The 25,635-nt window shown below is 60.4% G+C and carries 14 protein-coding genes and 2 pseudogenes; 7 read left to right on the forward strand and 9 right to left on the reverse strand.

The features are described from left to right. Nucleotides 1-35: 35 nt before the first annotated feature. The 7 genes and pseudogenes from ACIQWO_RS13865 to ACIQWO_RS13895 all read right to left on the reverse strand — a co-directional run bounded on the left by ACIQWO_RS13865 (nt 36) and on the right by ACIQWO_RS13895 (nt 15,064). Nucleotides 36-350, reverse strand: a complete 315-nt coding sequence (locus ACIQWO_RS13865; protein ID WP_402824689.1) for a DUF5076 domain-containing protein — start codon at nt 348-350, stop codon at nt 36-38. 189 nt (nt 351-539) lie between these two features. Beyond that, nucleotides 540-812, reverse strand: a complete 273-nt coding sequence (locus ACIQWO_RS13870; protein WP_402824692.1) for a hypothetical protein — start codon at nt 810-812, stop codon at nt 540-542. A 158-nt stretch (nt 813-970) separates the two neighbouring features. Continuing rightward, a pseudogene (locus tag ACIQWO_RS13875) lies at nt 971-1,366 on the reverse strand (transposase); the annotation flags it as partial. Between the two features lie 72 nt (nt 1,367-1,438). Further along, nucleotides 1,439-2,032 (reverse strand): hypothetical protein, encoded by a 594-nt coding sequence (locus ACIQWO_RS13880; protein ID WP_402824695.1) that lies wholly within the window; start codon nt 2,030-2,032, stop codon nt 1,439-1,441. Nucleotides 2,033-2,734: 702 nt separating this feature from the next. Next, nucleotides 2,735-13,021: a hemagglutinin repeat-containing protein gene (locus ACIQWO_RS13885; protein WP_402825373.1), complete on the reverse strand. Its 10,287-nt coding sequence runs from the start codon at nt 13,019-13,021 to the stop codon at nt 2,735-2,737. 84 nt (nt 13,022-13,105) lie between these two features. Beyond that, nucleotides 13,106-13,222: pseudogene (locus ACIQWO_RS13890) on the reverse strand (ESPR domain-containing protein); the annotation flags it as partial. Between the two features lie 9 nt (nt 13,223-13,231). Further along, nucleotides 13,232-15,064, reverse strand: coding sequence for a ShlB/FhaC/HecB family hemolysin secretion/activation protein (locus ACIQWO_RS13895; protein ID WP_402824698.1), 1,833 nt, complete (start codon nt 15,062-15,064; stop codon nt 13,232-13,234). 454 nt (nt 15,065-15,518) lie between these two features. Between ACIQWO_RS13895 and ACIQWO_RS13900 the strand changes: the two genes are divergently transcribed. The 7 genes from ACIQWO_RS13900 (at nt 15,519) to ACIQWO_RS13930 (ending at nt 23,680) form a co-directional block, all read left to right on the forward strand. Beyond that, entirely contained in the window at nt 15,519-17,861 is a 2,343-nt protein-coding gene (locus tag ACIQWO_RS13900) for a bifunctional salicylyl-CoA 5-hydroxylase/oxidoreductase (protein ID WP_402824701.1), read from the forward strand. A 39-nt stretch (nt 17,862-17,900) separates the two neighbouring features. Continuing rightward, nucleotides 17,901-18,692: an SDR family NAD(P)-dependent oxidoreductase gene (locus tag ACIQWO_RS13905; RefSeq protein ID WP_402825375.1), complete on the forward strand. Its 792-nt coding sequence runs from the start codon at nt 17,901-17,903 to the stop codon at nt 18,690-18,692. Between the two features lie 141 nt (nt 18,693-18,833). Beyond that, a complete protein-coding gene (locus ACIQWO_RS13910) occupies nt 18,834-19,697 on the forward strand; it encodes an enoyl-CoA hydratase family protein (RefSeq protein ID WP_150661506.1) in 864 nt (287 codons plus the stop codon). A 3-nt stretch (nt 19,698-19,700) separates the two neighbouring features. Next, complete coding sequence (locus tag ACIQWO_RS13915; RefSeq protein ID WP_402824705.1) at nt 19,701-20,885, forward strand: acyl-CoA dehydrogenase family protein; 1,185 nt, start codon at nt 19,701-19,703, stop codon at nt 20,883-20,885. A gap of 202 nt (nt 20,886-21,087) precedes the next feature. Further along, nucleotides 21,088-22,731: an AMP-binding protein gene (locus ACIQWO_RS13920; protein WP_402824708.1), complete on the forward strand. Its 1,644-nt coding sequence runs from the start codon at nt 21,088-21,090 to the stop codon at nt 22,729-22,731. Nucleotides 22,732-22,796: 65 nt separating this feature from the next. Continuing rightward, the gene (locus tag ACIQWO_RS13925) at nt 22,797-23,270 is read left to right on the forward strand and encodes an acyl-CoA thioesterase (RefSeq protein ID WP_402824711.1); all 474 of its coding nucleotides are present in this window, start codon (nt 22,797-22,799) and stop codon (nt 23,268-23,270) included. Between the two features lie 2 nt (nt 23,271-23,272). Further along, nucleotides 23,273-23,680, forward strand: a complete 408-nt coding sequence (locus tag ACIQWO_RS13930) for a RidA family protein (protein ID WP_150577275.1) — start codon at nt 23,273-23,275, stop codon at nt 23,678-23,680. 390 nt (nt 23,681-24,070) lie between these two features. Here the strand turns inward: ACIQWO_RS13930 and ACIQWO_RS13935 are convergent, their stop codons facing one another. Both ACIQWO_RS13935 and alc read right to left on the reverse strand, forming a co-directional pair. Further along, a complete protein-coding gene (locus ACIQWO_RS13935; RefSeq protein ID WP_402824714.1) occupies nt 24,071-24,604 on the reverse strand; it encodes an ureidoglycolate lyase in 534 nt (177 codons plus the stop codon). Between the two features lies 1 nt (nt 24,605). Beyond that, on the reverse strand, nt 24,606-25,631 hold the full coding sequence (gene alc / locus ACIQWO_RS13940) for an allantoicase (RefSeq protein ID WP_150663413.1): 1,026 nt from the start codon (nt 25,629-25,631) through the stop codon (nt 24,606-24,608). Between the last annotated feature and the right edge of the window lie 4 nt (nt 25,632-25,635).

Genomic DNA, 25,635 nt, shown 5'->3' on the forward strand with positions numbered 1-25,635 from the left:
ACGTCGTCAGGTCGTTGAGTCGTTAAGTCGCGAAATTAGTGACGTTGAGGTGGCGCGTCCTCGGTCGAAAGGAGCGACGGGATGCGCAACTCATTGAGGAAGTGATCCCGCACCATGGCGAGCGAGTCGGCTTCGGCGTCTGGGTAGGCCTGTTGGAGGGCATCCGATACCTGACGGGCGACGTCCGCGAGAATGACGCCCCAGACCGCTTCCTCGGAAACCTTCCGGGTTTCCTGATACATCCCGACCTTCATCGAGCAGTACATCGTCTTTTCTGCGGTCCAGACGCGCAGCATTTCGACTGCGTCATCGTCGGCTAATACGGCGTCGGGGATGGGACATGCGTGCATCAAATACCTCTTGGATCGTTGACCGGCTCACGCGAGCCGTCGGTGGGTTCTGAACGGATGGTGTGCTGGCCAAGGCCTGAAGCACGGGTCTTGCACCGGGCAAAACCAGGCGTCGATGATGACGCGGCCAATCGTTCAAACCCATCGGGTAACGACCGTAGATTGCCTTGGTATTTGTCTGATAAATCATTAGCTTCGGCCGTGATACGTATCCTTCTTGATGCCTAGTGCGGCTGCGATGCTCATCGTAGTCGCGTCCTTGCTGACTCCTGCCGTAATGCCTGCCACAACGCGTTCAATGAGATTCATCCAGGCCTCCTTGTCCTGCTGCGGTAATTCGTCCTTGCGCGTGTCGGCTATCTGATTGAGCAAGTTGCCGAGCACTACGCTTGCGGCACCGCCCATTGCACCCGCGCCGCAGTTGCCTCCCGACGCCGAGCCAGCGGCGCAACCGCCAATCACCTCTAATTCAGTTTTCCAATGGCCCAGGGCCACTCGTCGTGCGTCAAAAAATGCTCAGTGAATGGCCATGAGTAGCTCGTGAGTTTTCGAGGTCGCATCGCCAGGGCGTTGGTGCATCAATTGAGATCGAAAACATGAGCCCCTCAGTGAAGCTGAATTCAGGCGATACGGACGGATTTCGGGCGTGCGACCATGGTCATTCGGTTGAGCACGCCTGCCCGGATGGCCACTTCGGTAGCTTACGAGCCAATTTCGCGCGCCCACAGGCTGTGTCCCGTGAGCGTCTTGAGGCGGTATCAGGGTCTCAGCCAGCGAGCGCCGGTGATAACCGCTGGCGACTTTCCATTCGCGCCGGCTGCTTTTCTCAATGACATCGATGGCCTCGTTACGCCAGGCTGCACCCGGCGTAAGCTCGGACCAAGGCTTCGCACCATTGCGTGGTGGAATCAAGGGCCGCGCACCTCGCGCAGCAATCGCCGCGTGACACGGCATGCTGTTGTAAACGCCGTCGCCGCCGATGATATCGATTGGCTATCGGTCGGGATCTGATCGACTACCCTCACAACCGTTGCACCTAAACGTCAGCCCAACCAAACCCGAATTTATGCAACAACGCCGCGCGAGGTCTAGATTCCGACGGCGCGGCTTCGAATGGCTTTAGTGCCTTGAGCTGCAAGATATCCGGTAATTGCTAGCAATGCGGAAACGGGAAACACAGCGAACCAGATCTGCAACGGTTGCTTGTAAATTAGATGCAATGGGGCTGAAATCAACCAGGTGAGCAACGCCGAGAAAAAAACATGCGCAAGACGATTTTTCAAGATGCGGGCTGTGAGTATGCAATACGCTAATGGGTTCAGAAGGAAGTTGCACATGGTGAGCGCAACAATTAATAAGGGGCTTCCTTGGAGGACGATTCCTATGATATGGCCAATGGCCGGAACTACCAGTGCTACGACGATGAAGGGGAATATCCATCGTCTAAATTCGAAATTCCAGAATTCGGGTTCATCATCAAGCGCATTTAATCTTCTTCCCACAGTTGCAGAGATATTGACAGAAAGAATTCCGACAATTGCAGACATGGCGAGTCCCGCGATGCTGAAGCCGTCAGGATTGTAGAATATTGGGGTAAAAAATGATTGGAATATTGAAATTCCAAGTGCCGATCCAAATGCTACGTAAATAGAAGATTTTTTAATAAAAAAATTCTTTTTCATGTTTGGTTTTGCGCGGTTGGAGGTTTCTTCAAAAATAGCCAGGTAAGCGTTCCCGAGAAAACACTAAACCCGAAAAAATACATGGCCAATCCACCGAGGCGATTCCACGTGGCTTTGTTGCAGAAAGCATGAGCCCCTCAGTGAAGCCGAACTCAGGCGATACGGGCGGATTCGGGCGTGCGAGCGTGGCCATTCGGTTGAGCAAGTTACCGAGCGCTACACTTGCGGCACCGCCGATGGAACGGGCACCGCGGTTGTTGCGGCTCCGGCGCGTCCGACAATGCCGTGCAAAGCGTTATGAGCAGATTCGCTTTCCAGGTTGTCGGCGTCACGTTTTCTCCAGCGGCTGCTCTGATGACCGTGAAAATCTGGCGATAGCGCTCACCCGGTGTCCGTTTTTCGACGTCGTCAATCTGAATATCTATTGTCGCTGGGCGTTGAGTGGGCCTTGTAATACTGTTCGCTATTTATGGTTTTTATGTTCTTCGATTTTTGTTAAAACCCAAGATCCTATGCCAAGTGGGATGCCTCCGGCGAGTCCTGCCTTTGCTGAGTAAATAACATCTTCAATGTAAAAGGGATAGTTTCCTGTGGTGAAAAATGAGTAAGCACATATTGAAATGATAAGTAGCAAAACTGTAAGGAAGATTGATAGGCACGCGTATGTGGTAAAAATTGCTATCTGAAATATGTCATTTTTTTTCATTTTTTCTCTTTGGGGGTATTTAGCTTTTCTTGAGCTTTTGTCGTTGTCACCTCCGAAACTACTGCACCAACAATGGCACCGAATGCGTCCGTTACCGCTGGAGTTGCGACAGAGCGTGCGGCGTCACTTGCTGCTGAGCCGACACGACCACCAACTGCCGCGCCAACTGTCGCTCCCATGGAGGCATTTCCTATGGCATCTCCTTTGATTGTTGCCCCTATGGCGGCACCGGCAGTACTGATCGACGTTGTCGCAATAATTCCTCGTCCCTGTGTTAACGCCCCGTTCGCAATAGCAATAAGCACATCGACCTTACTCATTTCTTGCTCGCCGTTGAGCGCTTTCTGAACGAGTAGGTTTGCGGTTCCACCGATCGTGCCGCCTACGGCCATGCCGGTTGCAGTAGCAGCACCCGGCGCGAGTGCTGGCGCACTGCCCATCAAAATTGCCCAATTCTTTAGAAGCAGCGTTGCTGGCTGCGGTACGTCAGTGCCGACCCATTCGAGCAGATCGGTTTGTGCCTTCTGAATCTCCTTGGCAGATGCGCCGTTCTGGCTCATGAATTCCCCCAGCGAGGCCGCAGCGGCACCCGCTTTTACTACGCCTTGTGGAAGCGTGAATTGGTTGTTCTCCAACTCCAGACGAGACGCGATGCTCGCTGTCGTGGCGTCATTGCCCGTCCCGGCGGTGATGCCTGCCACAACGCTTTCAATGAGATTCATCCGGGCCTCCTTGTCCTGCTGCGGTAATTCGTCATTGCGCGTGTCGGCTATCTGATTGAGCAAGTTGCCAAGTACTACGCTTGCCGCACCGCCCATTGCACCCGCGCCGCAGTTGCCTCCCGCCGCCACTCCACCGGCGCAGCCGACGATGCCGTGCAGGGCTGTTCGGGCAGATTCGCTCCCGAGGCTGTCGGCGATCTGTTTCACCTGTTCCACCGCTAACGTCTGCAAATAGCCGACGGCCGCCCGTTGCAGGAATTCGCCAGTCCCTGCCGTGACGTTTCCACCCGCTGCCGCTGCCATCACCGTGACTATCTGACGGTAGCGTCCGCCCGGTGCCCACTTCGCCGCGTCTTGAATCTGTCCGTCCAACGCCGCGATCTTCACCGGATCCGTTTCCTTCTTGCGCGCCTCTTTCAGCGCCTCGAATTCCTTCGCCCGGTTGGTCACAAACGTCCCGACTTCGCGCTGCAGCGCCCGCACGATCTCGAAGCCTGCTTCGATCTGCTCCTTGTCGAACTTGTTGGCGAGGGCATTGCTCCCATCCCGATCCGACGACACGTCACGATTGACATCCGCTATTGCTTCCTCCGCCGTCTTACCCGTCAGGTCGAGTTGCCTTGCCTCGTCCGTAATCTCGATCTCAGCCCCGCTTACTCCGCTTCGGGTGACGCTGGAGGCGCTGTCGCCAGCCGCTACAACTATCGGTGGCGCGACGCTGACAGGCCCAGTTTTCGGTAGTTCGGTCCCCGGCGTCGCGTTAGCGCCGGTCTGAGCATCCCCCTTCTGATCGGTCCCGACTTTTGCGTTGTCGCCACCGCCCGTACTGATGCCGCCGCCCAAGCTGATACCGAAGGCGTCGTACTCTGCGTGGTTCTCGATGTCACGGGTCGTCAACGACCCAGTTTTCAGACGGTTCCTATTCGCGTCGACCGCTTTTTCCGTGGATGCAATGACCGCTCCCGTCAGGTCGGTGTTGCCCTTGACCGTCACGTCGAACCCCGCATCTCCCGCCTTGATTCCCGCCTGGTCCACGACGCTGGCGAAGTCACTGTTGATTTGCTGATGGCTGACGTTGATGCTGCCGGACGCCCCGCCGAAACCCACCGTTCCGCTCCCGCTGATCGACTGGTCTTTCGACTGGTCTTTCGACTGGTAACGGCTGGTGTCCTGAAGGCTCTCGATGTTCAGATCGCCATCGACCCTCGCGATAACTCGCTCGCCGCTCACCGTCCCGCCGCGGATATTGGTATCGCCTCCCGATGAGATTTCGGCCACGTTGCCCGCCTTGATGTGACTCGATCGATGCGTCACGTCCGAGCCGTCGGCTTTGCCGCGCGACAGGCTTGCGTTGGCCGTTACACCAATGGTCGAGCCTTTTGTCCCCAGGGCGATGCCCAGTCCTATGCCGCCAGATACCCCGCTGGACGTTCGATGGTGCTCGGCCGTATCGGTCGACGCGAGAATGTCGAGCGCGCCGTCCGAAGCGAGTGTCACGTTGTCTCCCGCCTCGATCGTGCTTCCGCGAATCTGCATCGACGATTGATTACCGTCGCCCGTGGCGTGGATGGCAATGTTGCGTCCCGCTCGCACCGTCGAGCCGGTGGACGTCGTGCTGTCGTTCGTTTCGCGGCTCTGTTGCTTCGATCCTCCGACGGTGACGGAGATATTGACGTTGGCCGCGTCCTGTAGATTCTTGACGCTGTCTGCGGCGTTCTTGATCGCAAGCCCCCCGGCGGCGACACCGAGAGCCTTCATGCGGGAATCGTTCACCTTGCCAACGGCCTTGCCCATCTGGCCGAGCGTTTCAGCGGCGCTCAGGAGGGGGTTCGATACGGCGACTGTGAGGCCAGATTGCTTGACTTCCCGCTCGTGAACGGACTTTTCCGAATCCTGGCTTTCGACGATGGCAACGCGCTTGGCGGCGATTTCGATGCTTCCGTCGCGCGCGAGAACCGTGCTGCCTTCCTGCCGGAAATCCTTGCCCGCACGAACCATGACGTCGCCATTGACCGCCCCAACGAGGCTTCCCGTTTGATTCACTTGCTCACGTTGTTGTTTGTCTTTTTCAGTTCGGCTGCCAATCGTGAAACTCGTGCCACCGCCGAAAACACCGGTGGTCGTTTTTTCGGAGGAGGACAGTGAAGTCCCGCGGTCTTCCGTGGAGGAGATGTCGATATTCCGTCGCGCGCCCAATACGACGTTGTTGTCAGCGATGACGTGACTACCCGCAATCGCGATATCCCGTCCCGACACCAAGGAAACGGCGTCCCCGGACAACGTACTCCCCGTCGTGCGTGTTCCGTCACGCTCCCGATGCGTGGTCTCCGTCGTCGATGACAGAAGACCGTTGCTCGTTCGTTGCGTCCAGCGGACGTCGTCGTATTGCGCGGCAACGCCCCCGACGGTGATGTCCCCAGTAGCCGTGATTTGAATATCGGATTTGCCTGCGCGGCCCGGAACCGGTTTCGTCGTGGACCGATCAAGCGCGTCGCCACCGGCGCTGAGGTAGGCGCCGAGTATGGTGACGTCACCCGTGCCGGATTTGTCCGTCGACACGTAGGCGCTCACGCCTCGTTGCTCCAGCAGTCGACTCAACGCCGCGGCTTGCCCGGCGGCTATGCCGATTCCCTTGCCAGCCAACAATTGCGTTCCTCGGGCGGTCTCTTCGTAACTATCTACCTCGGTGGAGTACGAACTGCTGCGAACGCGCCCGGCGTCCTGAATGCTGTCCAGGACGGCATCGACCTTGACGTCTCGGCCCGCGACGATAGCGATATTTCCATCCACACCAACGCGTGCACCCGATGCAGTCAAGTCGCGCCCTGCGATCAGCGTCGCATGTTCACCAGCAGTAATCTGCGACGCCACGTGCTCTTTGATCCGCGTCTGATTGTGGTTGTCTTGCGTGCCACCGCCGAAGTCTCGTTGCAACGCGCTCGCGCCCAATGAGATGTCGCGCCCGGCTGTCAGCTTCAGATCCTCGCCCGCATCGATGGCCGCCCCGACGACGGTCAGGTCTCGACCTGCGGAAACGGATACGGATCGGGTCGCGGACACGTTGCCCAGAGATTCGATGGACGTCGTCGCACCGCCTTGAGACCCTTTGCGCCACTCGAAGGTGTTGAAGGCGTTCTCGAAGACGACGTCACGCCCAGCGATGACGTCAACGTCCCGTCCCGAAATATCGCCGCCAATATTGGTTATGTCGCGCGCGGCGACGACCTCCACCTTTCCTTTGTTCCCTGCACCGCCGATCGTGCCGAGATTCCGAACGTCGTCGGCCGTTAATCGGGTGCTGGCGCGCCCGGCTATCTGACCCGCGTTGTCGATTAGATTTGTTGCCTCAATGTGGACGTCGCTACCTGCGACCAATGCGCCCCCGGGCTGCATGGTGACGCGCTTTCCATGGGCGAGATAAACCGTAGGAACAAGGACCTCTTGTGTTGTCCCGTCTGGCAGCGTGACGGTCTGCCGCACAAGCCAGACGATGTCGTCCGTGAGCGCCTTCATTTGCTCGGCGGTCAATCGAATGCCAATACGAAGCTCCAGATCGCGTCCAGCCCGAGCCCCTTGCGCCAACAGATTCCGAATTAACGTGTCGTCTTTCCCACTGGTGGCTTGCCCGGTGAGCTTGAGAATTTGCTCCCGGATCAGCTTAGCCTCGTAGAAGCCATCCCCGATGCGCCGCTCCACGGCCGACGGGTCAATGCCAAGCAGATCGAGCATGTAGTTGCTGGAGACTAGCGTGCCGCGCTCCGTAAATCGTGGATCGGTCTCGATCAGGTAAGGATGGTCGGGCGCAGAGATCACCTGAAAGAGCGCACTTCTTGGCAGGGTGATCCCCGGAATACCGCCGGAAATGGCGTCGAGCGTCTGAATCGCACCCACGGCCTTTGGGTGCATCGCAGTTTCGTTCAGCGTATCAACGGACGCCCGAGTGGAAGCGGAGACGGACTCAACATTGGAATTCACGGAGACTCTCGATGACGCGTTCACGCCGCTGTCGGTGTTTCGGCTTCCAATGACCGTCCCGTCGATGGCGGCTGTCTCGATCGTAATGTCGCGACCACGAAGTCGGGTCGCCTGATTCGACGATATAAGACTCGAAAGCCCGCCGACGATGGTCGTTCGCTCGAAGCCAGGAAGACTGACCGAGGTGAACCATGAGTCGCTGTTTCCGCTCTTTTCGTGCCAGTAAAGGTCTGACACCTGCTCGATCCGTTCGACGCGCTTCAATCCGACACTGCGACTCGTAATTTGCCCGTCGTTTCCGCGGACCTTCAGGTCCCCGCCCGCGCTTATCGTCGACGCGTGATTCAGTGCGGTACCGTTATCGACGTTCAGTCGGATCGTGCCTTGCGATGTGATAACGCCCGGGGCAGCCACATCGCCCAATACGTCGGTTCGGCTATGGACGGTGAGACTGCGGCGGTACTCATTGGTATCGCGGCCATCGCTTATGCCGTGTCCTCGCCGGAAGATTCGCACCCCCTCGTCCGGAGCGCCCGAGATCGCCTGGCCCGACTGGTCAACGACCGTCGGCAAGATATGTCTGGCAGGGTCGTAGTCAGGCCAGAATTGGATAATCCAGTTTCCGTGGCCGTCATCCGTTATCGACTCGAAATGCTGGACCGCGCTGCGTGTGATGTTTCGGGTGTCGTATTCGGAGAACGATCCGCGTCGGAGCGATACCTCGATGATTGGCTTTTCAAGGGAGAACGTCTTCCCCGCGGTATCGAGTGCAGTCAGCCCACGCTTCGGAATGGTGACACTTATCGGCGCGCCGACCGCCCGAAGTTTTTCTGCCGAATGCGCCGCGCGCGCCTCGCGACCCCAACGCCATTGGGTGAAGCTTTGATTCCGCGGATTCGGGATGAGCTTCGTCGTCTCGATCGTGCGCCCGTTGATATCGATTTCGATGTGTGGTGTCCCGATCAATGGAGGCTCACCGTCTACGCTCAGGCTGTGGCTCGTATGAACGGTGGGCAATTCTTCGCATGCGCTGCCGGTATGTGCGGCACACCTCTCGCGGCTATTCGGGTCGGGCAGGGCGATGTAACCCGCAATCCAGACGTCGCGAATGGTCTGCACCGTGCTTTCGTGTTCGCCTTCAGTGACGTTGATGTAACTACGATCATTGATGAAATCGCGCGTGGCGATATCGATGTCGCCACCGGCTTCGATAGTTGCGGAGCGGTTAACGAGCCGTGCGGTTTGCTCGGTGAGAAGGCCCTCGGCATCGATAGAGTCACCGGCCGCGATGCGTAGCTGCCCAAGGCTGAACAGCGTGGCGCCGGTTTGGTTGACGACTTCACCGCTCGCGAAGATGTCCAACTGCTGCGTGGCAGCGATCACCGCTGGTTCACCCGTGTTTTCAACGCGTGCGCCGTCGAACCGAATGCGATGGCCGAGGATGGATCCCCTATTGCGCAACGCGGTGCTACGCAGTCGGATGTCGTCACCGTCGACACGTGTTTCGTTGATGAAATCACCGGAAGCGTCGACAATCACCGAACTGGCCCGGAGGCGACCGCCCTGCGAATTCAATACCCGCGTCGCCGTGACCTTCAGTACCTTGTTGGCTTCCAGCAAGCCGTGGATCCCTAACGCGCCCCCTACGCCGAGGGTCAGATTTCCGCCAACTTTCCAGATATGGTTCGGGCCGTAGACGAAGTCGCCGGGCAGTGCGATGTTCATATCGCCGCCCGCCCGTAATCCGGCGGTGCCTGACAACTGGTTCGTCCGAAGGTCCAGCGTCCGATTCACGGAAATCTCGCCGCTTTTATGCTCCAGTCGCTCGACCGCGAGAGACGCGTCACGTCGTGCCTGCACTACACCGCCATTGGTGAAACTTCCCGCTTGCTCTCCGTTTTCCCGGGACAGGGTGAGGTCTTCGTTGGAAAAGATCGTGCCATCGTTGGTCAACGTATCTCTGATCGCTAACGCCAGACCTGTGCCGGACGTGATTTGTGCGGACGGCCCGTTTGTCAGGGCATAGGTCGTGATGGAAAGACGTCCGTTGCCGCCGATCAGTCCTGTGGAATGGGATCGGGCGGCGTCGCTTGTCCTGGCGTTGGCAAGTGAGTCGGACACGAGGGTCAGATCTCCTTGCCCGCCATTCACAATTCGGCCATCGGTGTTATCGATGCTAGCCGCGGTAATCGAAACGACGCTGTTCGCAGTCGTGGAGGCATCGGCCGCGGCGGAGCCGATCTCAAGGCTTCCGTCGGTATTGTTCAGCGCACCGCGCGTCGTCAATTTCAGCGCGGTGCCGGAGTGGACCTCCCCGGAGACGTTCCCGAAGTCACCCTCCGCAGACGCCGTTATCGCCTCGTTGGCGTGTAACTGTCCCCGTTGATTGTTGATGTCCTTTGTCGACGCAATGGTCAATGCGGTCCCGGCCTCGATGCGTGCCCCATCTAGATTGTCGACGCCACCTGCATGTACGTTGACTGCGCCGTTACCGGCGATATTGCCTCCCCGATTCGCTGCGCTTCGGGCGGATGCGACGTTTCGTAGCCGCTCGCGAAGCACGATGTCGATAGCACCATTACCGGCATTCAGAAGGCTACCGTTTTCGTTATCCAGACGTCGTCCCGACATCAGCATGCGGCCGTTGGGCGCTCCGATCTCAAAACGCCCCGAGCCGTTGTCGATGTCGCCTTCGACGGCGAGCGTCAACATGTCGTGGACGCTCACCAGGCCCGAATGGTTGAAAAATCCACGACCGGCCATCGCGCTCAGACCCTTCAGCGCGATCACGTGTCCGGCATCGTTGATGACGTCGGATGACGCTTTCAGTACGAGCGTGTTCCCGCTCAGTCGGCCGCCGCGGTTGTCGAACGTACCAACGCCAAGTTCAATGTCTGCGTTTGCGGCGACTCGTCCACCATCGGTATTTTTCAACGCGTTGCGAACGGTGATTTTCGTCAGTTCCTGTCCCGCGTTCTGGAGTCTGCCTGCCGTGTTGTCGAATGCTTGTGCGTCGAGTGAAAGGGCGTCGTTGGCCTCGATGAGACCGGTGTGATTGTTGAGCGCCCCGCCGACGTTAAGCGAGAGACGTTTCCCCGCTATCAGACCGGAGGTGTTATCCAGCCCGTGAGCGGTGTTCACTGTCATGCTTCCACGTGAACTGAGATGCCCCCGGCCGTTCGCAATCTCGCCGCCATCCAGCTGTAAATCGCCGTTGGTTCGAATACGTCCGCCGCGATTGGCTATCGTCGCTCCTGTGATGGTGATCGTTCCAGATCCGGCATGCGCAATGTCGCCATCGTTGGTGTCCAGCTCCACTGCGTCGATATTGGCGTTGTGCGCCCCGAAGTGGATCGTGCCCCCACGATTGTCGAGCGATTGTCCGACGCGTAGCGATGAGGCGTCATGTGGACGGTTCGCTGTTTGGCGAACGGCGCCGGACCGGTTGTCGAGTTGCCGGGCATCGACGAACAGCGAGCGTGCTTCCAGTTGCCCACGGGCGTTGACGACCTGATCGGCGCGCAAGGCCAACTTATCGCCAGCCAGTATCGATCCGTCGCTATTGTCGAGCGCGTTCCGGACCGAAAGGGTGACGTCGTGCTGTGCAGTGATCGTGCCGCCAAGGTTCAGAAGGCGACGCGCAACGTCGATGATGAGTGAGTTCTGCGCCGCGAGTGCGTCGGAATTGGAGAGGTCGACAGTCGTAATGAAGACATTCGCGTTCCCCGCAATCTCTCCCTTTGTGTCGTTGAGCGCGGCGTTATGAATTCGATCGCGCGCACGAAGATGAAGGTCGTCACCAAGGGCGAGCATTCGGCCGCCACGATTCTCGACGATGTCGGCGCTCAGAGAGAACTTCGACCCGGACTGGATCAGACCTGCATCGTTGCGAAATTCCTCTTGAATCGACGCAGACAACGATCGTTTGGCGGATATGGAGCCGCTCGTGTTTCGCCAGGCGTCGGTTACCGCAGATAGGTCGCCGTTCGTGGCAATGGTGCCTTGCCCGTTATCAATGGATGCGGCGCGCACGTGAAGTTCACCGGTACCGGCATGTTCGATCCTCCCCGAGATGTTGTCGACGTGTGCCGCCGTCAGCGAGAGATCGAGGCCATTGATTTGTATTCGACCATCGCGATTGTTCAGCAACCCCGAGAGTTTGATCTGGACAGGAGACTTGCCCCATTGAGAGACAGTGCCCCGGCGGTTGCTCAACGCAACGGCCTCCATGAACAGAGCGGCCGACTTGAGTGTGGCCGAGTCGTGGTCGATCGTTTTTGCCGCCGCCATGTGAATCGCGTCACCCACGGTCGTCGTAGCCCGTACCATCGAAATGTCGCCGATGCGGGCATGGACTCGCATGCCATGCAGTGCCGTCAGAGACGCGTCTGACAGGTCGATTGCGTCGCCTGATAGTTCGAGATTTCCCGTCGACGAGAACGTCCCGCTCGATTGCAGTAAGCCTGAGGCCGAGACCGATACGTCTCCCGGACTGCCGCTTGTTCCATCGGGATTGGCTCCTGAGGCGATCATGCCGGCCGAGGCGAGGGCACCGGCTCGTGCGCTGAAGTGTCCCCCGGTCGAGGCGACTCCCGTATGTCGCCAGGTGCCGCCACTACCCAGCGTCATGTCGTGACGACTGCGCAAGGTGCCAGCGCTGATAAGCTCGCGTGCTGACGCCAGATCGAGTGCTCCGTCGGAGATCATCTCTCCGCTGACGGAGAGACTTCCATCTGCCCGAGCGTGAATGTCCTCGCTCGCGTGCAACTTACCGGCAATCTGAACTTGCCCAGCATTGTTGAGCACTACGGTGCCACGACTGGCGGCCACGTGTCCGTCCATATTGACGCCGACACCGGCCTCCGTGCCTATCAGTCGGATTTTTCCCGCGTACATGCCACCAAGTCGCGAAACGTCCAGGGCGAACGTTGGCCGTCCTCCTTCGGCTTGTGTCGAGTGACGAACTTCGAACGTTGCCGCGTCGACGTCGTTCAGCCCGGTGATCACGTCCAGTCGCTGCGCGTGAACGGCGGCATTGATCTCCACTGCACGTGCAAGCAAAGCGGTGTTCTCAAGGTTGCTGCCATTCAAACCGTTCCCGGTGATCTTTAGCAGACCGCCGGTGACGCGAAAGGCCTCAAGCGACCCACTGCCGCCGAATACAGGCAACCCGGTTGTCAGGACGCCACGCGGTACGTTGATGAAGCCGCAGCCGTTGCAGGTCAGGCCATTGGGGTTGCTAATGATGACTTCCGCCCGTTGACCTGCGACCTCCAAATAGCCGGCAACGTTCGATGGCAACGTGCTCGTGACCTGGTTGACGATAATTCGCGCCGGATCGCCCGCGAGATTGGGGTTGCCCGGAACGAGCCCTCCGGTTTGCGTCTGCACGATAGTGCGCGAGTTGTTGAGAATGGCGCCTTGGGTGGGGACGTCGAACTGGTGGTATTGATTTTGAGAGACGCCAGCCGCGGTGGGCGATGTGATATTCACCAGCGGCAGGCCGTTGGGCGTCGTGCTGACGCCCGGTGCATGCGGGCCCGGGGCCGCGACGATTTGAGCAAAAGTCGTCACCGGATGCGCCATGGCTAGCAGTGCAGGGATTAACGATATCCGCAGCACATGCGCGAGGCCTGACGGCGAGCACGGCGATTGCCTGTGAATGGCCGTGCGGCGCTTAGCGCTCCGATCGCTTCCGGGTGTCCTGCCGCGCCTGACGTTTTCGCCGACAGCGACCCATTGATGTTGAACGTGACTGAATATCAGTCGATAGCAATGTGTATTCATGGGCTGAGCTCAGTAGCGAACGGCGAGGGAGAGACCTGCGACGGCGGTGTTCACAGGAAATCCGGACGGATAGAGAATGGGCTTCGCGACGAAAACGTCGTAGTTGGCGTTGCCCCAGGGGCCGCCGTATGCGCCGATCTGGCCGCTGAGTCCAAGTGCAACGCCGGCCAACTGCGTGCCCGGAAGATGGCGGGTACCGGGGCCGAACACTCGCCCGTAGTCCATACCCACATAGACGGCGTGAGCGCTCATTGCGAGAGGCACGTGGATGTCGTGACGGAGAAAGAAGCCGCGTGCTGCGCTGAGTGTTTGATCGCCCGTGAAGCCTCGTACGCTGTATCGACCGCCGATTGCCATCTGGTCGACGGCCCAGAGTGCATTGGCCGTGGTCTGGCCGTGAAACGTGCCGGTGAGTCTTAACGGGACGCCGCCGAGTCGAATTGGGGCAGACCACTGCACGTCGGCGAGAAACATGCGGTAGCGATACGTTTGTGGCGTCGGCTGGTGCGTCACCGGGTCGCGCAGATCGTCTTGTGCGCCGAACCACGGCATGCCTTGCCGATAGCTCAATGCAAGGTCCGCTTGCGCCGCACCCAGATACCGCCTTCGGGCAATCCCGAGTTGGAGATACGTGTTGTTCCTGTATTGCTGGGAAATCTCGAAGTCTTCGATGAAGCTCTTGCCGAACCGGCGGCCGATTCGCGCTTCCGCAGTCGTCTTGCTTCGGCTGTCCCTATGCACGACGCGTTCCACCCTTAGTTCGGCTGTCTGGTTTCGTCCACTGGACACGAAGGTTTCATTAGCACCCGCGATACGCTGGAAGTAGGTGCGCGTGCTCCCAAAGACCGAAACCGTGCTGTAACCCCAAGGTGCTGAATAGCTGACGGTGCCGCCTTTCGTGCCGAAGCGATCGTCGCCGGTCGACAAGTCGTGCTGCGCGGAAAGGTCGAGAAGATCGTTTAGTCCTAGCGGGTTGTCGATGCCGATGGCCAGTTGCCCCTGCAGGCGGCCTGTGTCGCGGGTGCCACTGTTGTCCACGGAGGCCAGCAGTCGCCAGGGACGTCGACGTTGCACGTCGATCAGAACATCGCTGGTCCCGAGTCCCTTGCCGGGCTCGATACGGATGTCTGCGTCCTGACTGGGCATGCGCTTTAGCTGCTCCAATCCTTGTTCGAGCCCCTGTATCGAAAGGATGTCGCTTTCGCCCAGGGGAAAGGCGGATCGCCAACTGCCTCTCACGCCGTCATCGGCAAATCGGATGCTCGAAATCCGGCCGACGATGAGGTGCAGTGTCAGGCGACCACCGGCCAAGTCCTGTTCCGGGACTGAAACGCGGGTTGTGACCCAGCCGTTAGCCAACACCGCGTCGGTCGCCAGCGATGCAATCAACGCAATGCCTTTCGTGCCTGCGCACTGGCCGACAAACCGACTCAGGGCAGTCGCGATGGGGGCGAACCGACTCGGTAAGGCATCGCCATCCGGGCCGGTAATCGTGATGTCGGTTAGCGGAACACAGGGCGCTTCCGTTGGCAGTTGCGTGGTGTCGATCGGGGATTCGGTGCCGTCGGCAGGGGCCGACAAATGGACGTCGGGTGCGTCGGCTCTATGTTGGCGTTCCTGCGCCTCTCTTCGTTGTCGCTCCAGTCGCTCGTCCTGGATCCCTTGCCGAACGGAGTCCGGGACGATCTGCGGCGGGGTCTGCGCCACCGCCGTTTCGGAATGAAGTGCCAGGCCACCGATGAGCGCGCCGAAGCAGGCGATCGCCAAGGCTTGAGAGATAAAACGAATGCAAGTGCCGTGTGAGACGACTGCCGAGTGATGCGGAAGATCTGGATATGCCACGAATTACGCTGCCCTTACTTTTGGTCGAATCAATGCACCGCGACGCGCTCACGACGAACACCACAAGAGCGGTTCCGGGCGCGAACGCAATAACGAGTGCGTAGAAGGGCGCAACAGCGAGCACGGTCGACGTGCGATAGCCGGGGGGGCTTACACCCTGGCGTCTAGCCAGAGAGTGGATGGATCGAAAGTGACAAGACGGAGGCGATTCTGGCAGAGGGGCGGTGACACGTATTTCGAAATTGAACCAACTTGTGCAATTTCGGAATCGTCTGAGTGGAACTTGGGGAAGTGCCTTCGTCTAAGGACTTTCCCTCCCCCCGGTTTTCACCCCCTCGACGGTCTTGCCGCCGTCAATTTTTTTCGCTAGTATTTTAGGCATAAACTATTTATGATTTAACAAAGGTCGACCGCTCGGCTAGCGCGACGCGATCTGTGAATCCGGAGGCTGGAGATGAATATCGTCTGTATCGGTGGCGGTCCCGCAGGTCTGTATTTCGGGCTGTTGATGAAGCTGCGCGATCCTTCCCATCGTGTCGTGGTGGTTGAGCGCAACCGGCCTTACGACACCTTCGGCTGGGGCGTGGTGTTCTCCGACGCCACCATGGACAACCTCCAGGAAGCCGACCCGGTCAGCGCGGCAGAGATCAATGCCGCGTTCAACCACTGGGACGACATCGACATCCACTTCGAAGGCCGCACGATCACCTCGGGCGGTCACGGCTTCATCGGCATCGGCCGCAAGAAGCTGCTGAACATTCTGCAAGCGCGCTGCGAAGCCCTCGGCGTCGAACTCGTGTTCGAGACGGACGTGAGCGACGATCAGGAAATCGCCCGCCGTTACAACGCCGATCTGGTGATCGCCTCCGACGGCCTGAACAGCCGCATCCGTACCCGCTACGCCGACACCTACCGCCCCGACATCGACACGCGTCAGAACCGCTTCGTCTGGCTCGGCACGCATCAACGTTTCGACGCCTTCACGTTCGCCTTCGAAAAGACAGAACACGGCTGGTTCCAGGCGCACGCGTATCAGTTCGACGCCGACACGTCGACGTTCATCGTCGAGACGCCTGAATCGGTCTGGCGTGCCCACGGCATCGACCAGATGAGTCAGGAAGAGGGCGTGAAGTTCTGCGAAAACCTCTTTTCGAAGTATCTCGGCGGTCACGAGCTGATGAGCAACGCCAAGCACCTGCGCGGCTCCGCCATCTGGATTCAGTTCCCGCGCGTAATCTGCGAACGCTGGGTGCACTGGACCGATGTCGACGGCAAGCGCGTGCCGGTCGTGCTCATGGGCGACGCCGCACACACGGCGCACTTCTCCATCGGCTCGGGCACCAAGCTTGCACTCGAAGACTCCATCGCGCTGGCCGACGGTCTCGGCACGCAGGGCATCGACGCCTTGCCGCACGTGCTCAACGACTACGAAGCCGCCCGCAGCATCGAAGTGCTCAAGATTCAGAATGCGGCACGCAACTCGACGGAGTGGTTCGAAACCGTCGATCGTTACGCCCGTTTTGCCCCCGAACAGTTTGCTTACTCGTTGCTCACGCGTTCGCAGCGCATCTCGCACGAGAACCTGCGCGTGCGCGACGCCGGTTATGTCGAAGGCTATGAAGACTGGCTTGCCGAACACGCGGGCGTGAAGCGCGCTGCCGGTCAGCATGCGATTCCGCCGATGTTCACGCCGTTCCGCGCACGTGAGCTCACGCTCAAGAACCGCATCGTGATGTCGCCAATGGCGATGTACTCGGCGGTCGACGGCGTGCCCGGCGACTTCCACATGGTCCACCTTGGCAGCCGTGCGCTGGGCGGCGCGGGCATGATCGTCGCGGAAATGACCTGCGTGTCGCCGGATGCGCGCATCACGCCGGGGTGCCCCGGTTTGTGGAACGACGATCAACGCGACGCATGGAAGCGCATCGTTGACTTCGTGCATTCGGGCAGCGACGCCAAGATCGCCATGCAGATCGGGCACGCAGGCCGCAAGGGCTCGACGCGTCTGGCCTGGGACGGCATCGATCAGCCGTTGAACGACGGCAACTGGCCGCTGATCTCGGCCTCGCCGATGCCGTACATCGACGGCGTGTCGCAGACGCCGCGCGAAATGACGCGCGCCGACATGGACCGCGTCAAGGATGACTTCGTGCAAGCTGCCCGTCGTGCGGCCGAAGCCGGTTTCGACTGGCTCGAATTGCACTGTGCGCACGGCTATCTGCTGTCGAGCTTCATTTCGCCGCTGACTAACCAGCGTCAGGATGAGTACGGCGGTTCGCTGGAGAACCGTCTGCGCTATCCGCTGGAAGTGTTCCACGCGGTACGCGACGTGTGGCCCGCCGCCAAGCCGATGTCGGTGCGTATCTCTGCGCACGATTGGGTCGAAGGCGGGATCACGCCGGACGACGCGGTCGCCATCGCCATTGCTTTCAAGGACGCCGGGGCGGATCTCATCGATTGCTCGTCGGGTCAGGTCAGCAAGGAAGAGAAGCCGGTCTACGGCCGCATGTTCCAGACGCCGTTCGCCGATCGCGTGCGCAACGAGGCCGGTGTGCCGACGATTGCTGTCGGTGCCATCTTCGAGGCGGATCACGTGAACAGCATCATCGCGTCGGGTCGCGCCGATCTGTGCGCACTGGCCCGTCCGCATCTGGCCGATCCGTTCTGGACGCTGCACGAAGCCGCGAAGATCGGCTACAAGGATCTGCCGTGGCCGCCGCAGTACTATGCGGGCAAACGTCAGTACGAGACCAATCTGGAGCGTGCTGCCGCCTACGCTCAACAGATCGGTAAATAAGGACAGTTCATGACGTCGACGACAACCTCCACCCACGCCATCGGTACGACACCGACGTCGCTCGCGGGCGTGCATGCGCTCGTGACGGGCGGCGCGCGCGGCATTGGCGAGGCGGTGGCCCGCTCGCTACTCGGGCAGGGCGCGCGCGTGACGCTGCTCGGTCGTAGCGAAGCGAAGCTCGCGCAAGGCGTGCAGGCGTTGGCCGCGTTCGGTGAGGTGGCATGGGTGGCGGCAGATATTTCTGACGCCGCCGCCGTCGAGGCCGCTTTCGCCCGCGCGGCAGAGCGTTTCGGTCCGGTGCAGGTGCTCGTCAACAACGCAGGTCAGGCCGTGAGCGCGCCCTTCGGCAAGACAGACGCCGCGCTCTGGCAGCAGATGATCGACGTCAACCTGACGGGCACGTATCACTGCATCTCGGCCGCGCTGCCCGGCATGCTGAGCGCTGGCTGGGGACGCATCGTCAATGTCGCCAGCACGGCCGGTCTCATCGGCTATCCGTACGTCACCGCGTATTGCGCCGCCAAGCACGGCGTGGTCGGTCTGACGCGTGCGCTGGCGCTGGAAGTCGCGAAGAAGGGCGTGACGGTGAACGCCGTCTGCCCGGGCTATACCGAAACGGACATCGTGCGCGACGCGGTCGCGAACATCGTCGCCAAGACGGGGCGCAGCGAAGACGAAGCGCGCGCCGAGCTGTCGAAGCGTAATCCGCAGGGACGCCTCGTGCAGCCGCAGGAGGTCGCCGATACGGTGCTGTGGCTGTGCCAGCCGGGCGCGGGCGCGGTGACGGGGCAGTCGATTGCGGTAGCTGGCGGGGAAGTGACCGTCGGTTAGGTGTTGTGGGTGTGACAAATACTCAGGGCGTTGCGCAGTCGGATGACCGCGCAACGTCATTCCAACTAGCAGGATCGTCGGGCTTCATGGGCGGGGAACATCGGCCCGAAGCGGCTCGACGATGGCAAAGGAGATCGGCCAATGAGTGACGTGAAACTGACGATGGCGCATCACAAGCGCCCGTTCGCGAACTATGAAGCCAAGCACTTTCTGTGGTCGGTGTCGAACGACGCGCAAGGGCGTCCGAGCATCGGCACGATCACGTTGAACCGTCCCGACAAGAAGAATCCACTGACGTTCGACTCGTACGCCGAGCTTCGCGATTTGTTTCGCGGATTGGTCTACGCAACGGACATCAAGACGGTTGTCGTGACGGGCGCAGGCGGCAATTTCTGCTCGGGTGGCGATGTCCACGAGATCATCGGCCCGCTCACGCAGATGAGCATGCCGGAACTGCTGGATTTCACGCGCATGACGGGGGACCTGGTCAAGGCAATGCGTGCTTGTCCGCAGCCGATCATCAGCGCGATTGACGGCATCTGTGCCGGTGCAGGCGCGATGGTGGCGCTGGCTTCGGACATGCGTCTGGGTACGCCGCAGACGAAGACGGCATTCCTGTTCGTGCGTGTGGGGCTGGCCGGTGCCGACATGGGCGCCTGCACGCTGCTGCCGCGCATGATCGGGCAAGGTCGGGCGTCCGAACTGCTTTACACCGGCCGCGTGATGACGGCGGAAGAGGGCCAGCAGTGGGGCTTCTTCAACGCGTTGCACGATGGCGGTGCGGTTCTCTCGGCAGCACAGACGCTGGCCGATCAGATCGCCTGCGGACCGACCTTCGCGCACGGTGTGACGAAGAAGTTGCTGCATCAGGAATGGAATATGGGCGTGGACGAAGCCATCGAGGCCGAAGCCGAAGCGCAAGCCATCTGCATGCAGACGAAGGATTTCCGCCGCGCTTACGACGCCTTCGTCGCGAAGCAAAAGCCGGTGTTCAAGGGCGACTGACCTATGAGCGATATCACGCCTCACAACGCGCGTAATGCCGACTTTCTGGCTTGGCCGTTTTTCGACGACGCACATCGCCGTCTCGGGACGGAACTCGACGACTGGTGCACGCGCGAGCTGAAGGTCGACCATCACGCGGATACGGATGCGACGTGTGTCTCGCTGGTGCGTCAGTTGGGTCGCGCGGGGTGGTTGAAGTACTGCGTCCCGGCGAGCCACGGCGGTGCGCTGGATCAGTTGGACTCGCGCGCGCTGTGTGTGCTGCGCGAGACGTTGGCGCGTCACGACGGTCTCGCCGATTTCGCCTTTGCGATGCAGGGGCTCGGCAGCGGTGCGATCACGCTCGCGGGCAGCGACGCGCTCAAGCAGCGTTATCTGCCGCGCGTGGCGTCGGGCGAGGCGATTGCGGCATTCGCGCTGTCGGAGCCGGATGCCGGTTCGGATGTGGCGGCGATGGCCTGCTCGGCCACGCCGGACGGCGACCACTATGTGCTTAACGGCGAGAAGACCTGGATCTCCAACGGCGGCATTGCAGACTTTTACTGCGTGTTCGTTCGCACGGGCGAAGCACCGGGCGCACGCGGCATCAGCGCATTCGTGGTGGACGCCGACACGCCGGGCCTGACGATTGCTGAGCGCATCGATGTGAGCGCACCGCATCCGCTGGCGCGTCTGAAGTTCGAGAACTGCCGGGTACCGGCGTCGCAGCGTCTGGGCGATGCAGGGCAGGGCTTCAAGGTCGCGATGATGACGCTGGATATTTTCCGCGCATCTGTGGCGGCTGCCGCGTTGGGTTTTGCGCGTCGCGCATTGGATGAAGGGCTGGCGCGCGCGAAGTCGCGCGAGATGTTCGGTCAGACGCTCGCGGACTTCCAACTGACGCAGGCTGCGCTGGGTGACATGGCGACGTCGGTGGACGCTGCGGCCCTACTGACGTACCGCGCCGCATGGCAGCGCGACGTTCTGGGGCAGCGCACGACGCGCGAGGCCGCGATGGCAAAGATGTTCTCGACGGAATCGGCGCAGCAAGTGATCGATCGCGCGTTGCAGATGTTCGGCGGCGCGGGCGTGGTGTCGGGCGCAGTGGTGGAACGTATGTATCGCGAGATCCGGTCGCTGCGGATTTACGAAGGGGCGACGGAAGTACAGAAACTGATCATCGCGCGCGAACTGCTCAAGGACGGTTGATCGTCCGCATTCGGCAGTCGACGCGCGGGACATGCTTTGACAAGTTCATGGCGGTAACACGGCAGGACTTGGGATGTGCGCAGTGGCAACCCACGGAGACAGGGATGGCATGGCGTCTTGCAATAACACTTGGAAGCACTAGGACTACGTCGGGCGCGAAGCGTCGGCGTCATGCTTGATTACCGGGGGCAAGGAGAAGCACATGGAACGATCTGGACATCTCGACACTTTCGCGCGCGACAATCTGCCGCCCGCGGATCAGTGGCCCGATTTTCTGCTGGACAATCCGGACGTGGCGTATCCGGCGCGCTTGAACTGCGCTGCCGATTTGCTGGACCGCACGATTGCGCAGAGACGAGGCGACGCGCCTGCGATTTACTCGGTGGAGAATGGTCAGCCGACGGTCACGACGTATCTCGGCCTGCGCGAGATGGTGGACCGCATCGCCCATGTGTTGCGCAACGATATGGCGCTGGTGCCGGGCAATCGCGTGTTGTTGCGCGGCCCGAACAATCTGTTCATGGCGGCGGCATGGCTCGCGGTGATCAAGGCCGGGCTGGTCGGTGTGCCGACGATGCCGCTGCTGCGCGCGAAGGAACTCAAGCAGATCGTCGACAAGGCTGAGGTGACGGCGGCGTTGTGTGACGGTCGGTTGAAGGAAGAGCTGGAATTCAATCGTCAGGCGGGGCATGAGTACTTCTGTCCGGTGCTGTCGAAGGTGGTGTATTTCCACGACGTTGGTGAGGACTCACTGGAGGCCCGCATGGCCCGTCAGCCAGCGAGCTTCGACGCCTGCGACACGGCCGTGGACGACGTCTGTCTGATCGCTTTCACCAGCGGTACGACGGGCCAGCCGAAGGGCACGATGCACTTCCATCGTGACGTGCTTGCGATGTGCGATCTGTTTCCGCGTCATGTGCTGAAGCCGGGGCCGGACGACATCTTCTGCGGCACTCCCCCGTTAGCGTTCACTTTCGGTACGGGCGGCTTGCTGACGTTCCCGTTGCGCGTTGGCGCTGCAACGGTGTTACTGGAGAAGCTCACGCCGGACAGTCTGTTGCAAGCCATCGCCGACTACCGCGCGACGATCTGTTTTACGGCACCGACGTTTTATCGTCAGATGGCGGGGCTTGTGGGTAAGTACGAACTTTCGAGTCTGAAGAAGACGGTGTCCGCCGGTGAGGCGTTGCCGGATGCGACGCGTCAGTTGTGGAAGCAGGCGTCGGGCATCGAGATGATCGACGGCATCGGCGGCACGGAGATGATCCACATCTTTATCTCGGCAGCGAATGGCGATGTGGTGCCGGGTGCAATCGGTAAGCCGGTGCCCGGTTACATCGCGATGATCGTGGACGAGAACATGCAACCGCTGCCCCCGGGGCAGGTGGGCAAGCTCGCCGTGAAGGGGCCGACGGGGTGCCGTTACCTCGCCGACTCGCGTCAGACGAATTACGTGAAGAACGGCTGGAATCTGCCGGGCGACACGTTCATGTGCGACGAAGCGGGCAATTACTACTATCAGGCGCGCTCGGACGACATGATCGTCTCGGCGGGCTATAACATCGCGGGTCCGGAAGTGGAGTCGGCGCTGTTGCAGCACCCGGAGGTCGCGGAGTGCGGGGTGGTCGGTGCCGACGACGAGGCGCGCGGTCAGATCGTGAAGGCTTACGTGGTGCTCAAGTCCGGGCAGGCCCGCGACGACGCGATGGTGAAGACGCTTCAGGAGTATGTGAAGGCTAACATCGCGCCGTATAAGTACCCGCGAGCGATTGAGTTTGTCGACGCGCTGCCACGCACGGAGACCGGCAAGCTGCAACGCTTCAAGCTGCGTCAGATGGCGCAGTAATACGATAACTACAAAGCTCAGGGTGCTCCAGTGGGCGCCCACTGACTTTGGCAGGGGAGGACGGAATGACTACGAAAACCGATGTCGCGGAACACGCTTTCGTGAAACCGCTTCTGGTGCGCTTTAAACACTGCGACCCGGCAGGCATCGTGTTTTATCCGCGCTACTTCGAAATGATCAACGATCTCGTCGAAGACTGGTGCGCCGAAGGCCTCGGGCTCTCGTTCGGCGATATGCACCTGCGCGATGGTATGGGCGTGCCCACGGCAAACATCGAATGCCGTTTCAGCGCCCCGAGTTTTCTAGGCGACACGCTGCAACGCTCGCTGGAAGTGACCCGTCTCGGTCGCTCGTCGATGACGCTGCGTATCCGCTTCGCTGGCGCTAACGACGAGACCCGCCTGCAAGCCACGCTCGTGCTGGTCTGGGTCGCAAAAGGCGAGGGCGGCAGACCCGCCCCGATCGCTGTACCCCCAGCCCAACGCGACGCGATTGTCCGCTTTGCTTCACCCGATTCTGTGATTGAAGGAGTGTCCTGATGCTGCAAGTTCTCCAACCGCCCGAATGGGCAAAACCGCGCGGCTACGCCAACGGCATGGCCTTCGAAATGACGGCAGGCAGCCGCATCATCTTCGTCGGCGGTCAGATCGGCTGGAATGGGCAGCAACGCTTCGAGACGGATGATTTCGCACTTCAGGTGCGTCAAACGCTCGAGAACATCGTCGCGATCCTCGCGCAAGGTAACGCTAAGCCCGAGCACATCGTCCGTATGACCTGGTACGTGAAGAACAAGCGCGAATACGTCGCCAACTATCCGGCTATCGGGGAACACTATCGCGCCGTCATCGGACGCCACTTCCCCGCGATGACCGCCGTGGAAGTCGCCGATCTCGTTGAAGACGAAGCTAAGGTCGAAATCGAAGTGACGGCTGTTGTGCCTGCTGGCTGATTTTCTATCTCTTAAAACCTCCCCTCTAACGGACCGGGGCCCCTTTCCGCCTCTCAGACATAAACCCAACTCGCTGCAGAAAGGGGCCCCGGTCCGTCTCCCTCGAAGCACCCGGTGCCTCAACCGACACCGCCCGCTTTCCCCATTCCCGCTTCCTTGACCGAAGCGCTCGGTTCCGTCGACACCGCTCTACTCCAGCGCCATCGCGACGCCACACCCGCCCCGCACGTGCTCCGCAACTGCTGCGGGACGGCCGTGTCGTCGCCCTCACGTTTCCTGTCCCTCTACTCGCCTCACCGCTTTCCTCAGCGCCTCACTTCGTTTTCTTTGGCCCAATAAAAAACGCCGAGCATCGCCCGGCGTCTCTTGTTACCGCTTCCTTCTCTCTACTCACGCAGCTTTCTGCGCACCTTGTGCCGCATCCAACGCTGCCTGCGTCAGCAGATACACACCCGGCAAGTCCAACTCATCGCAGTTGTGTCCGTCTCCACCACGATCCACCACCACAAAGTCGCTCACCTCATCCAACGCCAACAACGGGTGATGCCACACGCCCTTCGCATAGTTCACGCCCTGCCAGCCATCCGAGACGAATGCACGCATCTTGCTCACGTCCAACTCGCCCGCCGGAGCCACAACCACCAGGTACGGCGTCGTCTTCAACGGGATGAACGCCTGACTGCCCAACGGGTGACGCTCCAACATCTTCACTTCATACGGCAACTGTCTCGGCTGACCACGGAAGACGTTCACCAACGTGCGTCCGCCCTCCGGGCCCAGATCCACCGTCGCCAAATCATGGAAACGCTCGGTCGTCCCGCCGTTGATCGCGAAATGCTTCGCACCCTCCAACTCGATCACATCGCCAAACGGCGCAAACGCCTCTCGCGTCAACCGCTCGATCTTCAACGTCGGTCCTGCCATATCACGCCCCCTTTTTTTCACTCAACCGGCCCCACAGGCGCAGACGCGACACACCACCATCCGGAATGATGTTGAAACGGATGTGCGTGATAGCCCCCAATTTCTGCACCTGCTCTTCGAAGTAGAACTGCTTGTCCATCGCCAACTTCTGCTCCGGCAACAACACCGGCCAGAACATCGATTGCGTAATCAGTGACTGCTCGGTGCCACCCGTAACGTACGCCGCCTGGATGGAGCAGCGGTCCGGGAAGTTGCCCTTGAAGTGCGCCGTATCCACTTCGATCTTGCCAATCTCACCCGGCTGCGCCAACGCAATAATCGCCCAGTCATTACCCGGCTCACGACGACGACGCGTTTCCCACCCATCCCCCATGTTCACGCCACGGCCCGGCATCAACAAGTTCGACGCCAAACCAAAGTGCTGGTTGTTTGCCGCCACGACGTAACCGCCGTTTTCCATCGCGATCAGGTCGATCAGCTCATCTCGCGAACGGCCCGCCCAGTCACTCTGCGGCAACCCATACAGACGCAGACGTGCGAGACCGCCATCCGGGTACAGGTTCACGCGCACGTGCGTCGCTGCTCGCTGCTGTGTGATGGCGTGGTAGTGGTGCGAGTTGCCCTGCAATGTGGTCGACGGCAGTAGTTCGAACCATTCGGCCGACTCGTTCGGTGCGCCGTCCGGGCTGTAGCAACCCTCAAGCGACGCCGCCGGGGGGAAGTTACCCGTGAAGTGGCTCGTGTCCAGATCGACGCCGAACAACACGCCCGGGCGCGCCAGCTTGACGATGCACCAGTCATAACCGTTCACACGCTTACGACGCGTCTCCCAACCATCCATCCACTTGCCGTTCTCGTCGTACTTGCCCGGGATGAACACAGCCGGTTCCGGGTTGAGCATGCGCTCTTTGGCCGCGAAGAATTCGTCGGTGGCGACGAGCGCTTCGGCACCCAGACGCGGGTCGGCCAAATTTACATAACGGCGCACGAAGTCCGGTGCGTTCGGGTCTTGCGGGACGAGGGCCATGTTG

It is taken from the genome of Pandoraea sp. NPDC090278 (assembly GCF_044772185.1).
Lineage (GTDB): Bacteria > Pseudomonadota > Gammaproteobacteria > Burkholderiales > Burkholderiaceae > Pandoraea.

Excerpts from the sequence above, each read along its gene's own strand:
- ACIQWO_RS13865 (WP_402824689.1), bottom strand. The coding sequence starts at position 350 with ATGCACGCATGTCCCATCCCCGACGCCGTATTAGCCGACGATGACGCA.
- ACIQWO_RS13880 (WP_402824695.1), bottom strand. The coding sequence starts at position 2,032 with ATGAAAAAGAATTTTTTTATTAAAAAATCTTCTATTTACGTAGCATTT.
- ACIQWO_RS13885 (WP_402825373.1), bottom strand. The coding sequence starts at position 13,021 with ATGGCGCATCCGGTGACGACTTTTGCTCAAATCGTCGCGGCCCCGGGC.
- ACIQWO_RS13900 (WP_402824701.1), top strand. The coding sequence starts at position 15,519 with ATGAATATCGTCTGTATCGGTGGCGGTCCCGCAGGTCTGTATTTCGGG.
- ACIQWO_RS13910 (WP_150661506.1), top strand. The coding sequence starts at position 18,834 with ATGAGTGACGTGAAACTGACGATGGCGCATCACAAGCGCCCGTTCGCG.
- ACIQWO_RS13915 (WP_402824705.1), top strand. The coding sequence starts at position 19,701 with ATGAGCGATATCACGCCTCACAACGCGCGTAATGCCGACTTTCTGGCT.
- ACIQWO_RS13920 (WP_402824708.1), top strand. The coding sequence starts at position 21,088 with ATGGAACGATCTGGACATCTCGACACTTTCGCGCGCGACAATCTGCCG.
- ACIQWO_RS13925 (WP_402824711.1), top strand. The coding sequence starts at position 22,797 with ATGACTACGAAAACCGATGTCGCGGAACACGCTTTCGTGAAACCGCTT.
- ACIQWO_RS13935 (WP_402824714.1), bottom strand. The coding sequence starts at position 24,604 with ATGGCAGGACCGACGTTGAAGATCGAGCGGTTGACGCGAGAGGCGTTT.
- alc (WP_150663413.1), bottom strand. The coding sequence starts at position 25,631 with ATGGCCCTCGTCCCGCAAGACCCGAACGCACCGGACTTCGTGCGCCGT.